Origin of the sequence: Paraliobacillus quinghaiensis (assembly GCF_003426025.1) — a bacterium.
GTDB lineage: Bacteria > Bacillota > Bacilli > Bacillales > Amphibacillaceae > Paraliobacillus_A > Paraliobacillus_A quinghaiensis.
Window position 1 is genome coordinate 175,831 of record NZ_QJSH01000002.1, and the last position, 23,621, is coordinate 199,451.

General features: G+C 34.9%; 29 protein-coding genes. 20 read left to right on the forward strand and 9 right to left on the reverse strand.

Annotation, left to right across the window (positions count from 1 at the left end):
* From D2K40_RS02835 to D2K40_RS02850, 4 genes are all read left to right on the forward strand, one after another.
* On the forward strand, nt 1-759 hold the full coding sequence (locus tag D2K40_RS02835) for a sugar phosphate isomerase/epimerase family protein (RefSeq protein WP_117152789.1): 759 nt from the start codon (nt 1-3) through the stop codon (nt 757-759).
* Nucleotides 760-778: 19 nt separating this feature from the next.
* On the forward strand, nt 779-1,804 hold the full coding sequence (locus D2K40_RS02840; protein WP_117152791.1) for a Gfo/Idh/MocA family protein: 1,026 nt from the start codon (nt 779-781) through the stop codon (nt 1,802-1,804).
* A 42-nt stretch (nt 1,805-1,846) separates the two neighbouring features.
* The gene (locus D2K40_RS02845) at nt 1,847-2,815 is read left to right on the forward strand and encodes a sugar phosphate isomerase/epimerase family protein (RefSeq protein WP_117152793.1); all 969 of its coding nucleotides are present in this window, start codon (nt 1,847-1,849) and stop codon (nt 2,813-2,815) included.
* A gap of 284 nt (nt 2,816-3,099) precedes the next feature.
* Nucleotides 3,100-3,273, forward strand: a complete 174-nt coding sequence (locus D2K40_RS02850) for an aspartyl-phosphate phosphatase Spo0E family protein (protein ID WP_229666580.1) — start codon at nt 3,100-3,102, stop codon at nt 3,271-3,273.
* Nucleotides 3,274-3,363: 90 nt separating this feature from the next.
* Here D2K40_RS02850 and D2K40_RS02855 read toward each other — a convergent pair whose 3' ends face one another.
* The 8 genes from D2K40_RS02855 to D2K40_RS02890 form a co-directional block, all read right to left on the reverse strand.
* Nucleotides 3,364-4,137, reverse strand: a complete 774-nt coding sequence (locus D2K40_RS02855; protein ID WP_117152795.1) for an ABC transporter permease — start codon at nt 4,135-4,137, stop codon at nt 3,364-3,366.
* Nucleotides 4,134-4,871, reverse strand: a complete 738-nt coding sequence (locus D2K40_RS02860; protein WP_117152797.1) for an ABC transporter ATP-binding protein — start codon at nt 4,869-4,871, stop codon at nt 4,134-4,136. Before D2K40_RS02860 ends, D2K40_RS02855 begins: the two co-directional genes overlap by 4 nt.
* Complete coding sequence (locus tag D2K40_RS02865) at nt 4,868-5,797, reverse strand: ABC transporter substrate-binding protein (RefSeq protein ID WP_162879121.1); 930 nt, start codon at nt 5,795-5,797, stop codon at nt 4,868-4,870. The genes D2K40_RS02860 and D2K40_RS02865 overlap by 4 nt, the downstream gene beginning before the upstream one ends.
* 274 nt (nt 5,798-6,071) lie before the next feature.
* Nucleotides 6,072-6,980: a homoserine O-acetyltransferase MetA gene (metA, locus tag D2K40_RS02870; protein WP_117152801.1), complete on the reverse strand. Its 909-nt coding sequence runs from the start codon at nt 6,978-6,980 to the stop codon at nt 6,072-6,074.
* A 611-nt stretch (nt 6,981-7,591) separates the two neighbouring features.
* Nucleotides 7,592-7,729 carry a YvrJ family protein gene (locus tag D2K40_RS02875; protein ID WP_117152803.1) on the reverse strand — a complete coding sequence of 46 codons (138 nt, stop codon included), beginning with the start codon at nt 7,727-7,729 and terminating at the stop codon, nt 7,592-7,594.
* A 64-nt stretch (nt 7,730-7,793) separates the two neighbouring features.
* On the reverse strand, nt 7,794-8,006 hold the full coding sequence (locus D2K40_RS02880) for a DUF2922 domain-containing protein (protein ID WP_117152805.1): 213 nt from the start codon (nt 8,004-8,006) through the stop codon (nt 7,794-7,796).
* A 37-nt stretch (nt 8,007-8,043) separates the two neighbouring features.
* A complete protein-coding gene (locus D2K40_RS02885; protein ID WP_117152807.1) occupies nt 8,044-8,265 on the reverse strand; it encodes a DUF1659 domain-containing protein in 222 nt (73 codons plus the stop codon).
* A 67-nt stretch (nt 8,266-8,332) separates the two neighbouring features.
* On the reverse strand, nt 8,333-8,512 hold the full coding sequence (locus tag D2K40_RS02890; RefSeq protein WP_117152809.1) for a YjzC family protein: 180 nt from the start codon (nt 8,510-8,512) through the stop codon (nt 8,333-8,335).
* Nucleotides 8,513-8,681: 169 nt separating this feature from the next.
* Between D2K40_RS02890 and D2K40_RS02895 the strand changes: the two genes are divergently transcribed.
* The 14 genes from D2K40_RS02895 to D2K40_RS02960 all read left to right on the forward strand — a co-directional run bounded on the left by D2K40_RS02895 (nt 8,682) and on the right by D2K40_RS02960 (nt 21,882).
* Nucleotides 8,682-9,644, forward strand: coding sequence for a LacI family DNA-binding transcriptional regulator (locus D2K40_RS02895; RefSeq protein ID WP_117152811.1), 963 nt, complete (start codon nt 8,682-8,684; stop codon nt 9,642-9,644).
* A 76-nt stretch (nt 9,645-9,720) separates the two neighbouring features.
* A complete protein-coding gene (locus tag D2K40_RS02900) occupies nt 9,721-10,506 on the forward strand; it encodes a Cof-type HAD-IIB family hydrolase (protein WP_117152813.1) in 786 nt (261 codons plus the stop codon).
* 296 nt (nt 10,507-10,802) lie between these two features.
* Nucleotides 10,803-11,693, forward strand: coding sequence for a GNAT family N-acetyltransferase (locus D2K40_RS02905; RefSeq protein ID WP_476704038.1), 891 nt, complete (start codon nt 10,803-10,805; stop codon nt 11,691-11,693).
* A gap of 363 nt (nt 11,694-12,056) precedes the next feature.
* Nucleotides 12,057-12,284 (forward strand): FeoA family protein, encoded by a 228-nt coding sequence (locus D2K40_RS02910; RefSeq protein ID WP_117152817.1) that lies wholly within the window; start codon nt 12,057-12,059, stop codon nt 12,282-12,284.
* Nucleotides 12,281-14,293, forward strand: a complete 2,013-nt coding sequence (feoB, locus tag D2K40_RS02915) for a ferrous iron transport protein B (RefSeq protein ID WP_117152819.1) — start codon at nt 12,281-12,283, stop codon at nt 14,291-14,293. Before D2K40_RS02910 ends, feoB begins: the two co-directional genes overlap by 4 nt.
* Before the next feature lie 42 nt (nt 14,294-14,335).
* Nucleotides 14,336-14,512: a FeoB-associated Cys-rich membrane protein gene (locus tag D2K40_RS02920; RefSeq protein WP_117152821.1), complete on the forward strand. Its 177-nt coding sequence runs from the start codon at nt 14,336-14,338 to the stop codon at nt 14,510-14,512.
* Between the two features lie 195 nt (nt 14,513-14,707).
* Nucleotides 14,708-15,916, forward strand: a complete 1,209-nt coding sequence (locus tag D2K40_RS02925; RefSeq protein WP_117152823.1) for an NAD(P)/FAD-dependent oxidoreductase — start codon at nt 14,708-14,710, stop codon at nt 15,914-15,916.
* A 347-nt stretch (nt 15,917-16,263) separates the two neighbouring features.
* Nucleotides 16,264-16,983, forward strand: coding sequence for a YebC/PmpR family DNA-binding transcriptional regulator (locus D2K40_RS02930; RefSeq protein WP_117152825.1), 720 nt, complete (start codon nt 16,264-16,266; stop codon nt 16,981-16,983).
* Between the two features lie 150 nt (nt 16,984-17,133).
* Nucleotides 17,134-17,727 carry a 3'-5' exonuclease gene (locus D2K40_RS02935; protein ID WP_117152827.1) on the forward strand — a complete coding sequence of 198 codons (594 nt, stop codon included), beginning with the start codon at nt 17,134-17,136 and terminating at the stop codon, nt 17,725-17,727.
* Between the two features lie 106 nt (nt 17,728-17,833).
* Nucleotides 17,834-19,003: a M20 family metallopeptidase gene (locus tag D2K40_RS02940; protein WP_117152828.1), complete on the forward strand. Its 1,170-nt coding sequence runs from the start codon at nt 17,834-17,836 to the stop codon at nt 19,001-19,003.
* A gap of 132 nt (nt 19,004-19,135) precedes the next feature.
* Nucleotides 19,136-19,867, forward strand: a complete 732-nt coding sequence (locus tag D2K40_RS02945) for an ABC transporter substrate-binding protein (protein WP_420816043.1) — start codon at nt 19,136-19,138, stop codon at nt 19,865-19,867.
* Between the two features lie 37 nt (nt 19,868-19,904).
* The gene (locus D2K40_RS02950; RefSeq protein ID WP_117152831.1) at nt 19,905-20,564 is read left to right on the forward strand and encodes an amino acid ABC transporter permease; all 660 of its coding nucleotides are present in this window, start codon (nt 19,905-19,907) and stop codon (nt 20,562-20,564) included.
* Nucleotides 20,557-21,279 carry an amino acid ABC transporter ATP-binding protein gene (locus tag D2K40_RS02955; RefSeq protein ID WP_117152833.1) on the forward strand — a complete coding sequence of 241 codons (723 nt, stop codon included), beginning with the start codon at nt 20,557-20,559 and terminating at the stop codon, nt 21,277-21,279. Before D2K40_RS02950 ends, D2K40_RS02955 begins: the two co-directional genes overlap by 8 nt.
* A gap of 165 nt (nt 21,280-21,444) precedes the next feature.
* Nucleotides 21,445-21,882 (forward strand): DUF5392 family protein, encoded by a 438-nt coding sequence (locus tag D2K40_RS02960; protein ID WP_117152834.1) that lies wholly within the window; start codon nt 21,445-21,447, stop codon nt 21,880-21,882.
* Nucleotides 21,883-21,989: 107 nt separating this feature from the next.
* Here D2K40_RS02960 and sda read toward each other — a convergent pair whose 3' ends face one another.
* Nucleotides 21,990-22,130 (reverse strand): sporulation histidine kinase inhibitor Sda, encoded by a 141-nt coding sequence (gene sda, locus D2K40_RS02965; protein WP_117152836.1) that lies wholly within the window; start codon nt 22,128-22,130, stop codon nt 21,990-21,992.
* Nucleotides 22,131-22,275: 145 nt separating this feature from the next.
* On the opposite strand from sda, the gene D2K40_RS02970 reads away from it, so the two are divergent.
* Complete coding sequence (locus tag D2K40_RS02970; protein ID WP_117152838.1) at nt 22,276-22,488, forward strand: hypothetical protein; 213 nt, start codon at nt 22,276-22,278, stop codon at nt 22,486-22,488.
* A 163-nt stretch (nt 22,489-22,651) separates the two neighbouring features.
* Nucleotides 22,652-23,620: an AAA family ATPase gene (locus D2K40_RS02975; protein ID WP_117152840.1), complete on the forward strand. Its 969-nt coding sequence runs from the start codon at nt 22,652-22,654 to the stop codon at nt 23,618-23,620.
* The last annotated feature ends 1 nt before the right edge of the window (nt 23,621 follow it).

Sequence of the window (23,621 nt, forward strand, 5' to 3'; positions counted from 1 at the left end):
ATGGATAAGAAACCAGTGGCAGTTCAAATGTTCACGTTACGTGAAGAGGCAGAAAAAGATTTTGCAGGCACATTAAAAAAAGTCGCGCAAATTGGTTTTGATGGTGTAGAGTTTGCTGGATATGGTGGATTGACTGCAAAAGAAGTTAGAAGTTTACTAGATCAATACGGCCTACAAGCAGCAGCTAGTCATGTTCCTCTAGATCAGTTAGAAAACAATTTAGACCAAGTTATTCAAGATCAAAAAGTATTAGGTAGTAAATATATTGTTTGTCCATTTATACTACCAGAACAAAGAACTGAGGAAGGATATAAAGCGCTTATTCCTTTCTTGGAGCAAACGGGTGAAACGTGCAGGAATGAAGGGATCACCCTATGTTATCATAATCATGATTTTGAACTGGATCGTTTGTCTGATGGTAGAACTGCACTTGAAACTATTTTTGATGATACAAGTGCAAACAATGTTCAAACAGAGCTAGATGTTTATTGGCTCAAAAAAGCAGGGGAACATCCAGTAAAATGGGTTGAAGGCTATAAAAAAAGAGCACCACTCGTTCATTTGAAAGATATGACGTTGGATGAGGAACAGTTTTTCGCTGAGCTTGGTACAGGTGGTATAGATGTTGATTCTATATTAAATCTTGGAAAAGATGTCGGTGTACAGTGGTGGGTAGTTGAACAGGATCAAACCCGTCGCACACCATTTGAGAGCATTGAAATTAGTTTAAATTACTTAAAATCTAAATTTGAAGCATAAAAATAGGGGGATTTACATTATGAAAACATTAAAAGTTGCAGTTATCGGTTGCGGAAGCATTGCTAAGCATCGTCATTTACCAGAATATGCGCTTAATGATTCAGTTGAAATTGTAGCAGTTTGTGATCTTGTTAAAGAGCGAGCAGAAACAATGGCAGAACAATACCAGGCGGCTGTGTATACTGATTATAAAACGCTTCTAAGTGAAGAGAAAATAGATGCTGTAAGTGTCTGTCTTCCTAACTATTTGCATGCACCTGTTACTATTGCAGCATTAGAAGCGGGAGCTCATGTATTATGTGAAAAGCCAATGGCGACTTCAAAAGAAGAAGCAGAAAACATGATTAAAACAGCAAAAGAAAATAATAAAAAATTAATGATTGCTCATAACCAACGTTTAGTACCATCTCATATGAAGGCGAAAGCATTGATTGAAAATGGAGATATTGGAAAAATTAATAGCTTCCGCACGACATTTGGTCATGATGGTCCTGAATCGTGGAGCGTTGATGGTGCGTCTAGTTGGTTCTTTAAAAAAGAGCAAGCTTTTATTGGAGCAATGGGTGACCTTGGTGTTCATAAAGCTGACTTAATGCGTTATATATTAGGAGAAGAGTTTGTAGAAGTAGCAGGCATTATTGAAACAAATGCTAAAGAGAACACAGATGTAGATGATAACGCTGTGTGTGTATTGAAAACAGAAAGTGGTGCAATCGGAACCTTAACAGCGAGCTGGGCATATCAGCCGGAGTCGGACAATTCTACTGTCATTTATGGGGAAAAGGGAATTTTACGGATAGAAGATGATCCTGAATTTTCGTTAATCGCACAATATGTAAATGGAGAAGTTGTGAAGTATGAATTAGGTCATATTCAATCAAATGATGATGGTGGACAATTTAATTCCCACGTAATTGAAAACTTTGTAGATTGTATTGTTAACGACAAAGAACCGTTAATTAGTGGAGAAGAAGGCAAGAAATCATTAGAAGTGATTTTAGCAGCAATTGAATCGGCAGAAACCAAAACGATCGTTCGTCAGTAATTTTAGTAGTTCCTAAAATAATCTTTAATGGAGGGGAAATAAATGAAACTAGGTGTGTTTACAGTACTATTTTCAGACAAATCATTCGAAGAAATGCTAAGTTATGTAAAGGATGCTGGAGTTAAAGCGATTGAGGTTGGAACAGGTGGTTATCCAGGAAACGCACATTGTGATTTAGATGGACTATTAGAAAGTGAAGAAAAGCGTCAGGAATACTTAAACAAAGTACATGAACGTGGCTTGACAATCAGTGCTTTTAGTTGTCATGGAAACCCGATATCACCTGATGTAAATTTTGCAAGAGAATCACACGAAACACTTGTAAAAACAATAAAATTAGCTGAAATGATGGGTGTTCCGGTAGTCAATACTTTCTCAGGTACACCAGGTGATCATGAAGGTGCGAAATATCCGAATTGGCCAGTGACACCATGGCCAAATGAGTATAGTGATATTCTTACATGGCAATGGGAAGAAAAGCTAATACCATATTGGAAAGAACAAGGTGAGTTCGCTAAAAACCATAACGTGAAGATTGGCTTAGAGCTACATGCTGGTTTCTTGGTTCATACACCTTACACAATGTTAAAGTTACGTGAAGCAACAAATGATGCAATTGGTGCTAATTTAGATCCGAGCCATTTATGGTGGCAAGGAATTGATCCAGTCGCTGCAATTAAAATTCTTGGTAAGGAAAATGCAATTCACCATTTTCATGCTAAAGATACGTATATCGATCAAGAAAATGTCAATATGTACGGTTTAACAGATATGCAGCTGTATTCGGAAGTCAAAACAAGAGCATGGAGTTTCCGTTCTGTAGGTTATGGACATAGTGTACAGGAATGGTCAAATATTGTTAGTGCACTAAGAACTTATGGGTATGATCATGTAATAAGTATTGAACATGAGGATCCGATCATGTCGATTGATGAAGGATTCAAAAAAGCAGTGACAAACTTGAATAGTGTGAATATTGAAGAACCACCAGCTGATATGTGGTGGGTATAAGAGAACAAAATTTAATAAATTGAATAAAAAAGATAGTAAACGTCCAAATCATCTTGATTTGGACGTTTATTATACTTAATTATAATGATAAGTTAAAAAATACTTTATTTTCCAGAAAATGCGCTAAAATTCAACGGATAATATGCATTAAATATTGCAAATATGACGAAATCTATTAAAAGTATTGACGAAAAGTTAAAAGTTTTGTCGAAACACTTCACTACTTTTCTTGAATGTTGTATGCTATTTTTTGTTAGGTTATATACAGTTTCAGGAGGATAATAATGACGATTCAAGAAATAACAATTAATAAGATAGAGAGAAAAATCAGGTTATTGCGAAAAAAAATGATAAATGCTGCAGATGTGAAAGGGTTAAATCACCCTCATACGATAAAAAGAAGTCAACAACTAGATAGTCAGTTAAATAGTTATCAGCGAATCAAATCCATAGTCTAATTTTCAATAGCCGCAAAAAGAACGTATATCTTAGAGTGATCTAAAATATACGTTCTTTATTTTGTTAGATGCATTACAAAATTCTTCATACTAAAAATTTGTATTTTCACCTTTTTCTAGTAAAGCCCATTTACATAACTTGGCTTCAAGTAAATCAATCGCTTTAAATACGAGTAAACCAAGTAAACTAATTGCAATAATACCAGCAAACATTTCTACATAATCAACTCTGATCCAGCTATCCATTATGAAGTAGCCAATACCATAGGTAGTTGCGTAATTTTCAGCGAAAAATAAGACTGAAATACTTGTCCCGACACTAATTCGAAGTGCAGTCAATAGCTTAGGCATGACAGCAGGAAGAACGAGATGTTGATAGACTTGTCGTTTATTTGCACCTAAAGAAGAAATTGAATAGAATAATTCCTTACTCAACCCTTTTACACTATCACGTGTTGTGACAAGAATTTGAAACAAAATAATAATGGTAATTAAGGCTATCTTTGATGTGTTTCCAAGTCCAAATAAAATCATAAAGACTGGTAAAAATGCAATCTTTGGTAACGGGTATAGTAAGTAAATAACTGGCCCGAAATATAGATCATACTTTTCATGTAAACCTAAAAATAATCCAAGTGATCCGCCCAATATAACAGCAACAAGAACAGATACTGCAATACGTAGGAAACTAACGCCGACATGTAATAATAGATCATCTTGTAACAGTTGAAAGAATACGAGAATTGTTTCAAATGGATTTGGTATTATATTTGATTGAATGATTACGTGAAATAAGTACCAGCAAAGAATGACGAATATCGTTGCATAGACTGTTTTGTAATTTAATAAAATAGATTTAATCATGTGCTAGTCACTTCCATTAGTTTCCTTACTTCGACACACGTTTTATGAAAATCAGTTGTATTTCGAAAAGCATGGTCACCAAAATGGTGGTTGTCTAGCGTTTTTTTTATGTTTCCAGTAGTTGGATCCATGATAATAATTTTTTGACCTAAGAATACGGCTTCTTCAATGCTATGTGTCACAATAATGGTTGTCATCGCCTTTTGGTTATAAAGGTCAACAACTACGTTCTGAAGTTCTTCACGAGCAATTGCGTCGAGAGAAGAAAAGGGTTCATCCATTAATAATAAATCAGGTTCAATTGACAGTGCACGAGCAATTGCAACACGTTGGCGTTGCCCACCACTTAATTGAACTGGATATTGATCACGTAGGTCATATATATGAAGTTGCTTAAGAATGATACTTATTTTTTCTTCAATGCTATTTTTTTTAACACCGCGAATTGATAATCCTAAACTCGCATTTTCCCAAACAGTTTTCCAAGGCATTAACCCGTATGTTTGAAGAATAACCCCTGTTTCTTTTCGATTCCCTACTACAATACTATTATCGATTGTTATCGAACCACTAGCAGGCTTTACAATACCTGCTAGTCCGTATAATAGAGTACTCTTACCGCATCCGGAAGGGCCAATAATGGCACAAGTCTCATGGGCATCGATTTGCAGATTAATCTTATTTAGAATTATATTATCACTATACTTCATAACAAGATCATTGATTTCAATCATGACTCAAGATACGCTTCCGTAATCATTTCAGAGTAGTCTAAATCAATATCAATATCCTGAATACTTTCTACCCAGTCAATTACTTTATTCATGTAATCTTCACTTGGTACACGAGCTTTGTGATAAGTTGGTAGTGTGATTAATTCTTTACTTGCGGGATTTAAATCGATAACTTCTATTAATATATCTCTTGCTAAAGATTCATCTTCATTGATCGCTTCGATAGCTTGATTATATCCTTTGATAAAACGTTCAATTGCGACACTTTTTTCTTCTAATGCTTCTGGTGTGAAGACCATTGCTTCAGGAGTGAACCCATCGTCATCCGTTACAGATGTAAGTTTAGTTAATCCTGATAATTCTCCCATTGAAGCAATCGGTTCTGGAAAAAACCCCATGTCTAGATTTCCTGATTTAAGCATTTCTAAACGAGCTGGAATCTCAGCAATATAGACTTTTTCTAAATCATAGTCAGGAGTAATATAATGGTCAGCTAAGTAGTTGGATACACTTACTTCCATTAGGCCTAACTGTTGCTGTGTACCTTCAGGATCAAAATTTTCTCCCACTAAAAATGCAAAACTCCCATCAGTGCTCGTAACAATTTTTGTTTCAAAACCATTATGCTGATTGTTTAAAAATGCAATTAAATCTGTCATGGTGCCATCTATTTCATTAGTTTGTAAAGCGCTTTGGCGGTTATTCGCATTTGTATAAATTGTTGTTTCTAAATTTAAACCTAATTCTTCAAAATACCCTTCTTTATCTGCTAAAAAAATTGGTGCAGAGTCGACAGCAGGCATTAACCCAATCGATAGTTCGACTGTTTTTGGTGCATCACCTTCTGCTGGCTCATCTCCTGCGCCACACGCAGCTAAAACTAGGATTAATAGAGTGGTAACACTGATCTTTTTTAAAATATTCATTTCTTCTCCCCCTAAATACATCTATATTTCTATCAAATTTATTGCTAATTTAATTGTAATGAGTAAATCCAAATATAGCAATGTGAAATCATGAACATTAAGAGGGGATATTATGAACTTTTTATGTACAAATAAGTTTAATATATTGAGGATGTTTAAAAATTAGCAAAAGATAGGTGGTGCATCTATTATTCCTTGATTATAGGATTAACAACAAAAACCACCAAGCTACTTAGCTTGATGATTTTGTTGATCGAGTTTGTATAGCAAGACATTAATCCCATTTAAAAGGTGTTTCTTGATAAACATAATAATTAAGCCAGTTGGAGAAGATGAGATATGCTTGTGATCGCCAACGATTTAACGGTGCTTTATTTGGGTTATTTTCTGGGAAATAACCCGTAGGCATGTGGATATCTAACCCTTTGTTCTTATCTCGTTGATATTCTTCTGCAAGTGTAATTGCATCATATTCAATATGACCTGTGATCATAATATGTTTTTCGTCTTTTGATAAAATCAAGAAAGGACCAGCATCATCCGATTTATCTAGTGCAATTAAATTCTCATTATCTTTTATCGAATCGTAAGCTATATCTGTATTTCTTGAATGTGGTGCAAGAAACTCATCATTAATTCCTCTAACTAGTTTAGCGGTAGGTACAATTAACTCATGATTAAAAATCCCACTTAGTTTATGAGGACGCGTTTCCTTTTCAATGCCATAATGGTGGTAAAGCGCGGCTTGTGCACCCCAACATATGTGTAAAACAGATGTTACGTGGTCCTTTGACCAATCCATAATTTCTGTAATTTCATTCCAATATACAACTTCTTCAAATGCTAAGTGCTCAATTGGTGCGCCAGTAATAATCATGCCATCATATCGATTATTCTTAACATCTCCAAATGTTCTATAAAATTGTTCTAAATGTGACTCGGTTACATTTTTGGATTGATAACTTGCAGTATGGATGAAATCAACATGGACTTGTAATGGCGAATTACTAAGTAAACGTAACAATTGTGTTTCTGTTTTTTCCTTTTCCGGCATTAGATTTAAAATTAGAATATTTAATGGCCTTATATCTTGTGTTGTTGCACGTTCTGTATCCATTAAAAAGATATTTTCTTTCTCTAAAATGGACCGTGCTGGTAATTGTTTAGGTACTTTAATAGGCATAATCTTGTCACCAACCCCCTGCATGGTATTTCCATAATTATAGCTATGTTAACAGAGATGAGCAACAGATAGTGATGAATTAAAAATTCTCTTTTCGTAAAGATTGTTGCTTGTAACTATTCGAGTTGATATTAATTGCGCAATAACTGGTTACGTAAGTTACTATTACTAACACGCTCCTCAAATGAAATTGGCTACCTTTCCGCAGGCACGGCCTCAACTAATTTTTAGAAGAAGAGCCCTTCTAAAAATGGATTTTCGGCTCGCGCTGTTCCTGCAGGAGTGTCGCCAATTTCATTTGATCCGCTAGATAGGTCTAAAATATATTAATACATTACAGCACAAAAGCATTAGGTCTTCTAACTAGCGTAGGAAGCAAATGGATGACACTCCTGTGGGAACAGCTCAAGTCGAAGATCCACTTGGTGAAGTGTTTTTCTTTACCAAGTTAGCTGAGACTGAGCCCACGGAAAGGGAATCCATTTGCTGACGTAGCGCATTAGAAGCTTACGACGGAGTGTATAGAAATTGTGTCATAAACAACACCTTTTAGAAAAAACAAAATAAAAAAGACTATCTTTGAAAAATGCTCGTAGATAGCCTTTTGTTTCTTACTTTATTTTTGCTGGTAGGGATAGGATCGACTCAATTAATGTGTTCAATTTTCCTTCGATGCGATGTAACAAGTAAAACGTCACTGCAACGGGAAACCCAACATCAGTTAGTAGGGAGATCCATGTGTCCTCCATAAAAATGTCTCCTTTCATAGTAAGCTATAAAAAAAGGGAGCAACAATCTGCCCCCAGGTTTCCATTAGATTTCGATTTCCAAAACATTACGCTCAACAATACGAGCACTTTTTTTACTTACAAGCTCTCCACCAGACGAGTAAAAAGCTTGTTGTGCTATAATACTATCCATTGCAGCAGCCACTGCTTGAGGATCTGCAGGTTCTATTGGTTCATCTAATGAAACAGTAACCGTTTTGTCTTCTTCGTTTCCAAACTTTAATTCAAGTGTTTTCATAATTTAACCTCCTTTCTAAGTAATCCGTGATTAACTACTAGGCAGTAATAAGTTCTGTGTCATTACGTTTGATCATGTGTAAAGGCAACGTTTGTAATGGCACTAGTGCATCTGCGATTGCAAGTAGTTGTTCTGAAGTGGCATCTGTTTTAACATTATTAAAAGATTTTGTTGTAATCAAGGTTTTACCATTAACCTCATCGTAACCACTTTCGAACAATAATTGCAGCCGTGAATCAATTGTTTCTGTAACAGCCATGAAAAACACCTCCTTTCACTTCTATAATCGTGTTAAGAAGGAAGGGAGGTGTCTGTAATTTTCGATATTAAGGTTTACGTTTTGGCATCCATTTTCGGTCCTGATTTGATGTCTCAGGGAAAGTATCTCCAGCTGTTAATTTAACTGACTTTGGATCTGTTACCATACTACCCGTCTCACCAATTTCTACATAAATTCCGTTGTTTGGCGCTTTCTGACCTGGATTAAATTGATGATTTTGTCCCATTTGACCACCTCCTTTGGTGTAGGTTGCCCAAAAGTGAGGATAATTAAAAAAAGATGTTCGTAGAGTGATTTTTTGTTTGACATGAAACGCGTTTCATATCGTATTGTTGTAGTGATGAAGATCCGAATTTTATGTTTGAAAATGTAATGTAATACGAAAAGGTGATATTATGACTAATATTAAAGATGTAGCTAAGTTGGCAAACGTCTCTGTTACCACCGTTTCTCGCGTGCTTAATAAGCACCCTTATGTAAGTGAAGAGAAGCGAGAAGCAGTACTCGATGCTGTGAAGAAAACCAATTACCATATAAATAGGAATGCCGTTAACCTAAGTAAGGGCAAGACTTTTTTAATTGGGGTGGTATTACCTTATTCTGACCATCCATATTTCGGTACATTGTTAAAAGGAATTGCTAACGCAGCGTTAGAGCACAATTATAAGTTAGTGTTGATTCAAACAAATTACCAAAAAGATAAAGAAAAAGAAGCATTTATCATGTTAGAGCAAAAACAAATTGATGGATTAATTATTTGTTCAAGGGTTAGTGAATGGGAAGTGATAGAAGAATACGTTATTTATGGTCCAATTGTATTAGCAGAAAAGAACATAACGGAGCAAGTATCTTCTACTTACATTGATCATTATCAGGCATTTTATCAAGCTTTAAATCATCTGTACACGAATGGTTATCAATCGATTGGGTATTGTATTAATCGTAAAAATGGCGTTAGTAGTCAACAGCGTGAAAGAGCCTATCATGATTTTCTTAAAGAAAAACAAATCCCCTTTGATCAAAACTACATTTTTGATGGTTATTTAAATTTTGAAGATGGTGAAAGAGTTGTGCAGCAATTGAAACAGATGAAAAAACCTCCAGCTGCATTAATTGTGACAAGTGATCAGGTAGCGGCGGGCATTGTAACATGCTGTCACAATCTAGGCTTACAGGTTCCTAAGGATTTAGCGATAATTGGGTTTGATAACCAACCAATTGCAAAGTATATGGGAATAACAACAATGGAGATTCCGTTAAGTGAAATGGGGGAGAATTTGTTCTTGCAAGCAATTACTCGAGAAAAAGTTTCACAGAAAAGAGTAAATGTTCAATTAATTGAACGCCAAACGGTGTAAGGTAGTAGTATAGAAATATGTGTGTACGAAAAGCTGCTTATTTATATAAGGTAAAGAATGAAAGAGGGATGCAATAATGAGTGGAAAAAGTGTGATTTTTTTTGATATAGATGGGACATTGTTAGATCATGATAAGAATTTACCTACATCAACGAAAAAGGCTATTAAGAAGTTAAAATTAGATGGTCATATAGTTGCGATTGCAACCGGCCGTGCTCCTTTTATGTATGAAGATCTGAGAGAAGAGTTAGGGATTGATACGTACGTGAGTTACAACGGTCAATTTGTTGTGGTAGAGGGGGAGATTGTTTATACAAACCCATTAAACTTAGAAGCATTAGAAGAATTAACGGCGGTTGGTCTTAGTAAAGATCACCCAATAGTTTATATGGATGATAAGGATATGAAGACAAATGTCCCTTCACATGAATTTATTTCTGAGAGTATTGCTACTCTTAAAATAAAACAGTTTCCAACGCATGATCCCAATTATTATAAGGACCGTGAAATTTATCAATCTTTATTTTTTTGTACAGAAGGAGAAGAGAAGTTTTATCAAGAAAAATTTCCTTTATTTGATTTTGTTAGGTGGCATCCAGTATCAGTTGATGTAGTGCCAAAAGGTGGTTCAAAGGCTAATGGGATTAAGCAAGCAATGAAAGCCATAGGTATTTCTGAAGACAATCAATACGCATTTGGTGATGGGCTTAATGACTTGGAGATGCTTTCAACCGTAACCCATAGTGTGGCGATGGGGAATGCGAAAGAAGAAGTAAAAGCAGTTTCGAAGTATATAACTAAAGATGTTGATCAGGATGGCATTGTTCATGGATTAGAACTAGTAGGATTATTAGAAAAGTAGTAATAATTATTTCGATGCCGTTAGAACAAAAATTTGTTTCCTTTTCTTTTTTTCAAAATTAAACATTACTGTAATATTTTATGATAAAATCGACTTATTAAAACTTAGTTAAGGAGGTTTTGAGTTAATACAAATATTGCACAAAAAACAACTACTCGTGCGTAGAACACGTTCCAAAAAAGCTAAAAGGCGAGGCGAAAAATGTTTGCTTCCTTCAACAAGGAACGTTCTTCTCTTTCGAATGGCAAGACGGGTTGGCGGTTCAACAATCGTATGATTATAAACCAAGCGAGGGTGTGGACAAGTTGAGTTTGACTTTTATAAAAAATTATAAGAATGATGAAAAGTTAAGGAAAAGTTTCAATGAACTTGCGACCGAAGTTTTCGGTATTAATTTTGAAGATTGGTATCAAAAAGGATTTTGGAATAACCGCTACGTCCCTTATTCATACATTGATGGGGATAAAGTGATAGCAAATGTGTCCGTTAATTTATTAGATTTTGTTATTGATGGAAAGAATAAAAGTGCAATACAGATTGGTACAGTAATGACACATCCAAACTATCGAAATAAAGGACTTTCAACAAGTTTAATGAATACGGTATTAGAGGAATATGAAGGGAATTATGATTTTATATATTTATTTGCTAATCAAAATGTTCTAGATTTCTATCCTAAATTCGGTTTTGACTCATTTAATGAGTATCAATTTTCAATGCCATATTTATCAACTCATTCAGATAAAACAGGTATTCGTAAACTTGATGGAAACAATATGGATGATATTAATTTAATCTATAAAATTGCTACTGAAAGATTGCCTGTTTCCAATCTGTTTGGAACAATAAATACACAAGATCTTCTAATGTTCTATTGTATATATGTATTTGAAAGTAATATTTATTACATAGAAGAAGAAAGCGCAATTGTAATTTTTGAGCAAGAAGATAAGCAAGTAGATATTTATGACATTGTTAGTAATAAAGAAGTTAACATTGTTAATGTTTTATCGAAGATTACTAATAGTGATACAAATAAAATTGTCTTCCACTTCACTCCTGACTATAAAGGAATTAATGCACAGAGTGAACTGTTTAATGGAGACGATGTATTTTTTATAAAAATGAATGGAAATGATAATTATTTTCCATCAGAACTTAAGTATCCTATTACTACCAAAGTGTGAATTTTAGCTATATTTAACACAAAATACTTGAGGATATCTAATTGCCTCAAGTATTTTTGTGTGGTAATTACAGTGTTATTGATCAAGTGAGCTTAGATGTACTCACGTAATAAAAACACATGAATTAGCTTTTTTAGATAGGAGATAGCTGTTATTCATTAAAACTAACTCACACTAAGAAAAGTTTAACTTTATTGTAATAATTGTGATATAAGTCACATAATATCAAGTAGGTATTTGCTATACTTCTATCAATGAGAATGGTTTTCAATTGAATTTTATTTTTTTCAATGTTACAGACATCCTTTTATTTTTTTAGACTGTAGTGAGAATGATTATCGCTATTGATGAGGAGGAGAATAGATGTTGTTATCTGAGTTATCAAATAATGATATTGCCAGAGTTACTGATTTTTCTAAAGTACATATAGTAATTCAGAAACGTTTACGTCAACTAGGAATAAAGCAAGACTGTGAAGTATGTCTTATAAGAAAGCTTCCATTTGGTGGGCCATGTATGCTTGAATCAAGTGGTCAGTGCATAAGTCTTCGTCTCGATGAGGCACGATTGATTGAGGTGCAGAAGAAATGACAGCACAGCAAATTGCTCTAATTGGTAATCCTAATACCGGAAAAACATGTCTTTTTAATGCATTGACTGGATCTTATCAATATGTTGGTAATTGGAGTGGTGTAACGGTTGAAAAGAAAGTGGGATACCTCCGAAATCAACAAGGCACATTGATTGACCTACCTGGCATTTATTCGGTTAATCCAATTTCTGCGGATGAGGCAGTTGTAACAGATTTCCTTATCCAAGAAGATTGCGCTTCTTTCGTTAATATTGTGGATGCTTCTCAATTAAAACGCAACCTTCATGTCACTATTCAATTATTAGAACGCGGAAAGAATCTAATAGTAGGATTAAATATGATTGATGTCGCCAAAAAGCGTGGTGCTGTTATTGATTCAGCTAGATTGCAAGAGACACTGGGTGTCCCAGTTGTTCCTATTATAGCTAGAACAGAGCAAGGAATCGATCAATTAAATCAACAACTTAAAAAAAGCAAATCAACTACTAATGATGTCTTATCACTATATTATGGAACTATTATTGAGCGTGCAATTCAAGAAATGGAAGAGGAATTAGCTCCATTGCCTATTAAAGTTTCAAAACGATGGATTGCGCTTCAATTTTTAGACGGAAATCAGCATGTAGAAAAGTTGCTTGATTCCGAAGAGAACTTTGATGTTTTTGAAAACATTCGAGAGAAAGCAGAACAAAAACTGAAAAAAGAGCAAAGAGTTGCTTCATTAACACAACACATACATGATACCCGAGAAAGTTATATTGAAAAGCTAGTACAAAACAGTGTAGTAGTAAATACCTCTCGAACAAATAATTGGACTGAAAAAATTGATAGTATTGTAACAAACAAATTTTTAGGCATTCCTATCTTTTTATTACTAATGTATGTGATGTTTATGCTTACCTTTGACTGGCTAGGTTTTCCGTTATCAGATTTACTAGATGCTTTTATTGCAGGACCGATTACGTTTGTTTTGGAAAATACTTTAGAGCTAATAGGTGCTAGCACCTTTATTCAATCTTTAATCCTTGATGGAATTGTTGCAGGTGTTGGGGGGGTACTTGTATTTGTACCACAGATATTTGTGCTGTTTTTCTGTTTATCTTTATTAGAAGATTCAGGGTATATGGCACGTGTAACGATTGTAATGGATAGACTAATGCAGACAATTGGATTAAACGGGAAATCATTTATCCCATTAATAATCGGTTTTGGCTGCAATGTTCCAGGGGTAATGGCGGCACGGAGCATTGAACAACCAAAGGATCGCTTAGTGACCATGATGATGACACCATTTATGTCCTGTTCGGCTCGTTTGCCAGTATACGCATTGTTTGCTGGGGCTTTTTTTGCCTCAAATCAAGCATTAGTTGTGCTTTCCTTATATGTGTTAGGTATTGTAGTAGCACTTATTTTAGCAAAGTTTTTATCATCTACAACATTTAAAGAGCAAAAGTCGTTATTTATCATGGAATTACCTCCATACCGTTTGCCACAGTGGCGTACATTATGGCGCGCAACCTGGGAAAAAGGGAAAGGTTTTATTCGTAAGGCAGGCACTTATATTTTTGGTGGTTCCGTTTTGATTTGGTTTTTATCTTACGCAGGTCCAAGTGGTTTAGCTGTCGAGATGGATGAAAGTTATTTAGCGATGATAGGTGGCGTGATTGCTCCAATTTTTGAGCCATTAGGTTTTGGTACATGGCAAGCATCTGCTGCGTTATTAACCGGAGTTTTAGCAAAAGAGATTGTTGTTTCAACCATGAGTATTATTTATTTTGTACCTGAAATGGAATTGCAAAGCTTTCTATCTGATCAATTTACGCCTCTTATTGCGTATGGATTTATGGCTTTTATCTTATTATATATTCCTTGTCTAGCAACAGTAGCTGCCGTAAGAAAAGAAACACACTCACGTAAATGGACATTCTTATCGATAGTATATGGATTTGTTAGCGCCTATGTATTAGTGTTTGTCATTTATCAAGTAGGCAAATTACTTGGCTATTAGATGAATTTAACACGGACGTTAAACAGGAAGGGTAGGATAGATATGTTTGTTAATTATGTAATCGGCGTACTTATCTTTAGTTATGCAATCTGGACATTAGTCCGATTGATTAGAAGAAGTAAAGAAGGTAAGTGTGCAGCATGTGAACTGAAAAAAAGTTGCGCAGGCGATAGTTGTATTATCCCAACTGATGACAGCAGTGGTTATCCTAAGAAATAGAAGTAAAATACTTATAATGTGTTTGGTTAGAGCTATTCGATCTTTTTTGTTAAAATATAAATAGAATTGCTTAACCTATTGGGGAATGGGAGAAGTGTTGATGTGTACCTTTTGTATAGAGAATTAACTCTAGACAAATAATGAGAAGGATTACGACACATCATTATTCTATTAAAACAAAGGGGTTGGATGTAAATGCGTAAACCAAAAATTGTTCTCTTAGGTGCCGGTTATGCTGGCATGATGACAACAAAACGTCTGATGCAACAATTATCAATTGAAGAAGCAGAGATTATATTAGTTAACAAACATAACTATCATTATCAAACAACATGGTTACATGAAGTAGCCGCAGGAACGATTGATCAAAATCAATCCCGTATCATGATTTCTGATGTGATTGATCCGCTTCGAGTTACTCTTGTAGAGGAAACAGTTGAAAAAATTAACCCAGATCAAAAGAAAGTCACGCTACAAAATGGGGAGCTTGATTACGATTATCTTGTTGTTGGTTTAGGATTTGAGAAAGCAACTTTCGGTATTCCAGGAATGGCAGAACATGCTTTATCTATTCAAAGTTTTGATAAAAGCCGCTATATCCGAGAACACATTGAATATCAATTCTCCCGCTATCGCAATGGTGAAAAAGATAAAGAAGGTTTATTAACTTTCGTTGTAGGAGGAAGCGGTTTTACTGGGATTGAATTTGTTGGAGAACTTGCAGAGAAGCTTCCACAATTGTGCAAGGAGTATGATGTTGACCTAAGTGAAGTTCGAATTGTAAATATTGAAGCAGCACCGACAATTTTACCAGGTTTTGATGAGGCGTTGGTTACATATGCCCGTCGTTCTTTAGAAGATCGCGGTGTAGAATTTAAAATTGGTACAATGATCAAAGAATGTACAAAGGACAGTGTGATTGTTGGCGACGATAATGAAGAAATAAAAGCTGAAACGATTGTATGGACTGGTGGTGTACAAGCTAACGCTGTTTTAGGCGAATCCGGTTTTGAATTAACCAAAGGGAAAGTGAATGTTGATGGAACATTACGTGCACCAGGTTATGAGGATGTCTTTATTTTAGGTGATTGTGCATGGGTTATGAATCAAGAAACAGGCCGACCATACCCACCAACTGCCCAAATTGCCATTCAAGAAGCTGATATCTGTGCGGAAAATATAAAAGCGCTAATGAAAGATGAGCCATTAAAGGAATTTGTTTTTGATAATAAAGGAACCGTTGCATCTTTAGGTGGGCGTCATGCAATGGGTACAATTTTTGATGGGAAGAAATTGTATGGCTTATCAGCAAAAATGATGAAGCATGTTATTGATGATCGATACTTGTTCATGCTAGGTGGTCCACGTTTAGTGTTGAAAAAAGGCAAGTTCAGACCGTTTTAATCATTTAGTCAGAAAACTGATTTTTTTCATCATTTGAAGGAGGGAATCTGTTCATGAAGAACACTTTGATTGTAGGGTTGCTTGCATTGCTATCAACTGTAGTATATGTAGCATGTTCACGCCAGAATGAGAGTAGAAGAGATTTTCATTAAACAGGATTTTCATTAGGTTAGTAAAACCAGTCTATTATGGCTGGTTTTTTTGTTGGTGATTTAACCGTGATACTAATTAGAAAAGTTAATCCTCTTAGAAGGCTTAACAAATAGCGGATTTGCGGTATAATGTGTTTAACGCCTGTAATTTAATTTTTACATAAAAAAGAGCAAGTGGAAAGTGAGAGGATCCTAATGGGACGAAAGTGGAATAATATTAAAGAGAAGAAAGCTTCTAAAGATGCAAACACAAGTCGTATTTATGCAAAATTCGGACGAGAAATATATGTGGCAGCTCGTCAAGGTGAACCAGATCCAGAACTTAATCAATCTTTAAAATTTGTGTTAGAGCGTGCAAAAACGTATAACGTACCAAAACATATTATTGATCGTGCTATTGAAAAAGCAAAGGGTGGACTAGAAGAAAACTATGATGAATTGCGTTATGAAGGATTCGGCCCGAATGGATCGATGTTAATTGTTGATACACTAACAAACAATGTGAATAGAACAGCTGCAGATGTAAGAGCTGCTTTCAATAAAAATGGTGGTAACATGGGTGTGAATGGCTCTGTTGCTTATATGTTCGATGCTACAGCTGTTATTGGTTTTGAAGGGAAATCAGCCGATGATACCCTAGAATTATTAATGGAAGCGGATGTTGATGTTCGTGATATATTGGAAGAGGATAATGTTGTTATTATTTATGCTGAACCAGATCAGTTTCATGCAGTACAAGAAGTATTGAAACAAGAGGGTATTACGGAATTTAAGGTTGCAGAATTAACGATGCTGGCACAAAATGATGTCGTTCTTTCAGGTGAAGACCAAGAGCAATTAGAAAAATTGATTGATGTGCTGGATGATTTAGAAGATGTTCGCCAAGTGTATCACAATGTTGATTTGCAAGATTAATTAGTCTACTGAAAGAGGACCGACTCAAAATTGAGTCGGTCTTTAGTGTTTTTGTGGACATCTCGTCCGATATACAGCAATGCTTTTAATATAAAAACTAGCGCTCATTTGATAGAATAATAGATACAACTAAGCTAGGAGGAAATAAGAATGAATTTTGTTGCAATTGATTTTGAGACTGCAAATCGTTATCGTGATAGCGCATGTGCAGTTGGTATCGTAGTTGGAAATGAAAATGGAATTATAGATGAATTCTATAGTTTAATAAATCCTCAAACTAGATTCGAAAGTCAAAATATATATGTACACGGTATTACGGAGCAAGATGTGATTACCGCTCCAACATTTGAAGAAGTGTGGCCGACAATGCAAGGATATCTTCATAATCAACTTGTAGTTGCACATAACGCTAGTTTTGATATGAGTGTTTTGCGTGCATCGTTAGATAGAACTCGCTTACCTTATCCGAGTTTCGATTACCTCTGTTCGGTAATGTTATCTAAATTGGTGTGGCCAGGGCTACCTAACTATAAACTGAATACATTAGCTGATTTAAAAGGGATTATGTTAGATCATCACCATGCATTGGCAGATTCTCGTGCAGTTATTGAGTTATTAGTGCAAGCAATGCGTGATAATAACGTCGGAGATATGACACACTTATTAGATCATCATGCATTAACATGTGGCAAGTTATTTGAAAGAAATTATAAAACGCCAAAAAAGCTTAAACGTAAAGTTTAAACATGAACAACAAATAAGTAGATCACTTGATAAAAATGCATTCATCATTTATATTTATTCACTATATCGTAAAAACATACGTTGAAAAGAAGAGAGGAAGAATAATTTGAAAAATCAATTACAAACACACATACAAGCTATTCAAGAAAAGTTATGGGATATGAGCGATCACTTATATCATCATCCTGAGTTAGGAAATGAAGAATATAACTCCATGAAGTTATTAGTCGAATTTTTGCATTCAAATGATTTTGTAGTGCAAACAGGTATAGTCGAACGAGAAACAGCCTTTAGAGCTGTTTTTGATAGTGGGAAGCCTGGTCCTACTGTTGCATTTTTAGCGGAATACGATGCGCTTCCAGGTGTGGGGCATGGTTGTGGACATAATATGATTGCGACGATGGGTGTAGGTGCAGGTGTAACATTGAGTAAAGTCCTAGATCATACAGGTGGAAAGGTGGTTGTCCTAGGGACTCCGGCAGAGGAAACGAACGGAGCAAAGGTGCCGATGGCAGAGGCGGGAATTTTTAATGACATTGATGTTGCGATGATGGTCCATCCTAGTGGTGTTTCTGCAAAAAGTGGTGAATCGTTAGCAATGGATGCGATTCAATTTACATACCAGGGCAAAACGAGTCACGCTGCAGCATCACCAGAAGAGGGAATTAACGCTTTAGATAGTGTAATTCAACTATTTAATGCTATCAATGCTCTCAGGCAACACGTTAGATCTGATGTCCGAATACATGGTGTAATTACTGAAGGTGGCGTTGCTGCGAATGTTGTTCCAGATAAAGCGACAGCGCAATTTTATGTGCGAGCAAAAGATCGTTCATATTTAAATGAAGTGGTGAAGAAAGTGAAAAATATAGCTCATGGTGCAGCGGCAATGACTGGCGCAACACTTGAAATGAGTAATTATGAGTTAAGCTATGATGATATGCATACAAATGAAGCATTATCAGATTTGTTTACTGAAAATTTATACGCTGCAGGTGAAACAAAAGTTCACCCTGCGAATGCGTCTTACGGTTCAATTGATATGGGCAATGTCAGTCAAGTAGTTCCCGCTATTCATCCATACATCGGTTTAGATCAACCAGACTTAATTGCACATACAACTGAATTTGCTAATAAAACCATTACTGAAAAGGGGCACACAGTAATTGCTCGTGGTGCATTAGCGTTAGCGATGACTGGATATGATGTCATACAAGAAAAAGATAAGTTTGAAACAATTAAACAGGAATTTTTGAATCAACAAAAAATTAAGTGAAAATTATTTTAAATTCCCTCTTCCCAAATGCATAATTATTTGTTAAAATTCATTATATTGAATAAATATACATTAATTATAAATGATTGATAGAGAAGGGAAGAGGAAAAAATGAAAAAACAATTCTTTTTAATGGCAGTACTTATAGGTTTATTTTCTTTCGTATTAGTAGGATGTAGTAATGAGGAGAAAGAAGAAGTACTTGAGATGGCTACTTCAGCCGATTTTGCACCATTCGAATCACGTAATGAAGAAGGGGATATTGTTGGCTTTGACATCGACCTTGCACAGCATATTGCAGATGAACTTGGTTATGAATTAAAAATTACCGATATGAAGTTTGATGGTCTTGTAGGAGCGTTACAAAATGACCGTGTTGATATGGTGTTAGCTGGTATGTCGGCGACTGAAGATCGTGCTGAAAACGTTGATTTCTCAACAGCATACAATCATTCAGGTGAAATGTTTTTAACACTCGAAGGTTCAGAAATAGCATCATTAGAAGACATTGAAGGAAAAACTGTTGGTGTTCAACTTGGAACAATTCAACAAGAAGGCGCTAAAAAACTTCAAGAAGATTATGATTTTGAAATAAAAGCTGTTGATAATGGGTCAGTACTAATACAAGAATTACTGTCTAATAGAATTGATGTTGCTTATATGGATAAAGCGGTAGCGACTGGTTATATGGAAGAACAAGATTTAGCAGGGTTTGATGATCCAACAACAAGTTCACCAGGAATGGCAGTTGCATTTCCAAAAGGAAGCGAATTAGTTGATGAAGTAAACCAGGTTTTAGCAGATGCTGAAGAAAGTGGTTACTTACAAGAATTAAAAGATGAATGGTTAAGTGAAGAAGAATAATTTATATTTAAATAAATGAAGAAATGAGGTGTAAGGCATGAATTTGGATTTTAGCCAAATCGTGCCTTATATTCCTTTTATGTTAGAAGGAATATGGGTAACTTTACAATTTGTATTTGTCGCTATTATATTTGGTTTTATATTAGGTACTGTTTTAGCATTATTCAAGATTGGCAGCATTCGCCCTCTGAGATGGTTTGCTGATGCATATACATCGATTTTCCGTGGGACACCATTAATATTGCAGCTAATGATTATTTACTTTGCTATACCACAACTTACTGGTTATGACATTCAACCATTTCTGTCGGCTGTATTAGCATTTGGATTAAACTCCTCTGCTTATGTGTCAGAGATCATTCGTGCTGGTATTCAAGCAGTGGATAAAGGGCAAACAGAAGCAGCGCAGGCATTAGGTGTGCCATATCGTCAGATGATGATAGATGTTATTTTACCGCAGGCTTTAAAGAATATTTTACCTGCTTTAATGAATGAGTTCATTACGTTAACAAAAGAATCTGCATTAGTATCTACAATTAGTTACTTAGATTTGATGCGCCGTGCACAAGTAGTAGGCGCAGATTTATATCGTAATTTTGAACCATTACTTTTTGTTGGTTTGTTATACTGGTTAATGGTAATGGGTCTTACGATTTTAGGAAAGCTTGTAGAACGGAGGTTGAGATTGAGTGATTAAGGTTGAGAATTTAACAAAAAAATTTGGTGAAAATGAAGTTTTATCAAATATATCTACTGAAATTAAAAAGGGAGAAGTTGTCTCTATTATAGGACCTTCTGGTTCAGGTAAATCAACTTTTTTACGTTGTATTAATCTATTAGAAAAACCAACAGAGGGTACAATTTTAGTTGATGAAGAAAACTTAACAGATCCTAAAACAAATATTTTGAAAGTGCGTGAAAAAATTGGCATGGTTTTTCAACACTTTCATCTATTTCCTCATTTAAATGTGTTGGATAATTTAACATATGCACCAATGAAAGTGAAGCACTTATCGAAAGATCAAGCAGAAGAAAAGGCAAGAGGACTTCTTGCTAAAGTGGGATTAACGGAAAAAGAAACAGCTTATCCAAGCAGTCTTTCTGGTGGCCAAAAGCAGCGTGTTGCGATAGCGCGTGCGTTAGCAATGGAACCTGATTTAATGTTATTTGACGAACCAACTTCAGCGCTTGATCCAGAGATGGTAAAAGAAGTGCTTGATGTTATGAAAGATTTAGCGCACTCAGGAATGACCATGGCAGTTGTAACACATGAAATGGGATTTGCGAGAGAAGTTGCAGATCGTGTGTTGTTTTTGGATCATGGCGTTCTTGTGGAAGAAGGGGAGCCAAATAGTTTTTTTACTGCTCCAAAAACGAATCGTGCAGCAGACTTTTTAGAAAAAATCTTATAACGAACTAAGTAAAAAGGTTAATCATAGTGATTAGCTTTTTTATATGTATAAATTCATATAAATTGACCCGTAATAGGTATCATTATATAATTGATTTAAGGTAATCCTTCGTTTTAGTAGGATTATCTTTAGGTTAAATTTAAATTGATGGAGAGGGTGTTAAAAATGAATCCTTTATTATTTAATAATATGCCTCCTTTTATAAAGAAAGAGATGGAAAAAATTACTGAACAAATTCAACCTTTAATGAAGAAGAATTCAAAATATGTGATGTTTGCTTTCCCACTAATGCTAGTAGGTGGAATAAACTTACTTATTTTATTTATACAGAATACTTGGAGCCTTGATATGGTTACAGGAATTTACGCATTGATGACAGCGATTGGTTTGGCCTTGTACAAGGAATCAAAGCATATGAACAAAAGAATTCACCAAATAGGAAAAGAGCATATGATTGAACGCATTAAAACTAGTCGTATCATAGCTGATGAGAAGAAAAAGGCTTATGTGAAACTAGTAAAAGAGCAGTCGAAGATGAGTCTCCAAACTTTTTTCAATTTTTTAAATGAAGAAAATAAAGAAAGACAGAATCTATATTCATAACACTAAAAAAAGCTAATCACTTAATATAATGATTAGCTTTTTTTTATTAATTATAATAAGAAGTTGTGATATGGATAACAATCATACGTATTAAATCAAATGATCAACTAACTCATAACACATGGTTTTATTGTGATTTTGCGAGATTCGATTTCATCCAATAACAACATAACAAACTCGGATTCTAATTGCATTCGAATTGCTACAAGATAAGCTTCCACTAATCCATTATCCGTTAATTTTTGCATCTCATCGCCCACTTTCTGTTAATTAAGTTGATTTGATAATTTTATATACGTTGTAGCTGTTTGTTAAAAAAAAATGTTATAATATGTTTTGTACTAATTTATAGTAAATCATAAGAAGACAGTAACTGTTAAAGAGGTGGATAATTTGGATCTTGTACTTGAATCAATGACATTACCAGTTGATAACTTATTAGGTATATTTTTGTATGTGTTATTATTTGTATTTGTTGCAATTTTAGTAAGTTTTCTAGCATTAACCTTTATACCAAACAAGCTTAGTTATACAATTAAGAGTACCATTATGGGTACAATTGTAGTTGTTGCACTCTTGTTATGGTGGTTTATCATCGTTATTTAGTGAAAAGGTTACATAAAAACTATTTCACACATATTATTCCCGATTTCTATTAAGATAAAACTATTATTTAAAAAAACTAGTTAATAAAGCGGTTATTTACTCCTATTACTAGTTTTTTATCAAATAATGTAAGCGTGATCAAACTATAGTGGAGGTTTTTTAAATGGAAATAAGTGCAATTCAAACAATGGCAGCAGAGTTAAAAAGCAATGTAAATAACGTAATCGTTGGGAAGTCAGAAGTAGTAGATCAATTATTAGTCGCTTTAATTGCATCAGGTCATGTCTTATTAGAAGACGTTCCAGGTACTGGAAAAACATTGCTGGCAAAATCGTTAGCTACTTCCTTATCCTGTTCATTTAATCGTGTTCAATTTACCCCTGATTTATTGCCTTCAGATGTAACCGGTCTATCAATCTATCGCACACAAACAGGTGAGTTTGAATTTCAACCAGGGCCTGTATTCACGAATATTTTACTTGCAGATGAAATAAACAGAGCCACACCAAGAACCCAATCTAGTCTGTTAGAAAGTATGGAAGAAAGACAAGTAACAATTGATGGTACAACTCGTCAATTGGAACAACCATTTATGGTAATAGCGACACAGAATCCAATAGAAAGTCAAGGGACATTTCCATTGCCAGAAGCACAATTGGATCGCTTTTTCTTGAAAATAAAAATGGGTTATCCAAGTACAGAAGAGGGAATCGAGATATTAAGAAGATTTAAACAAACTAATCCCTTAACGAACTTAGATGCTGTAATAGATAAAGGATTGCTTATAAAAGCTCAGGATGTTTTTACAGCTGTTTATGTTAGTGAAGAACTATTGGCATATGTTGTCGGTATTGTTGAAGAATCACGTAACCATAAAGATGTTTTAATTGGTGTTAGCCCACGTGGTTCACAAGCTTTGTTACGTGCAATTCAGGCATATGCAGCAATAAATGGCAGAGACTATGTCCAACCTGACGATGTGAAGGCGATGGCTGCTTCTGTTTTATCTCACCGGTTGGTATTAAAACCAATGGCGAGTAGAGTGAATAATGGGGCAGATACAGTTATTAATGATCTACTAAACACTGTTACTGTACCTACTGAAGCTGTATTATCGGAAAGGCTACAATAAC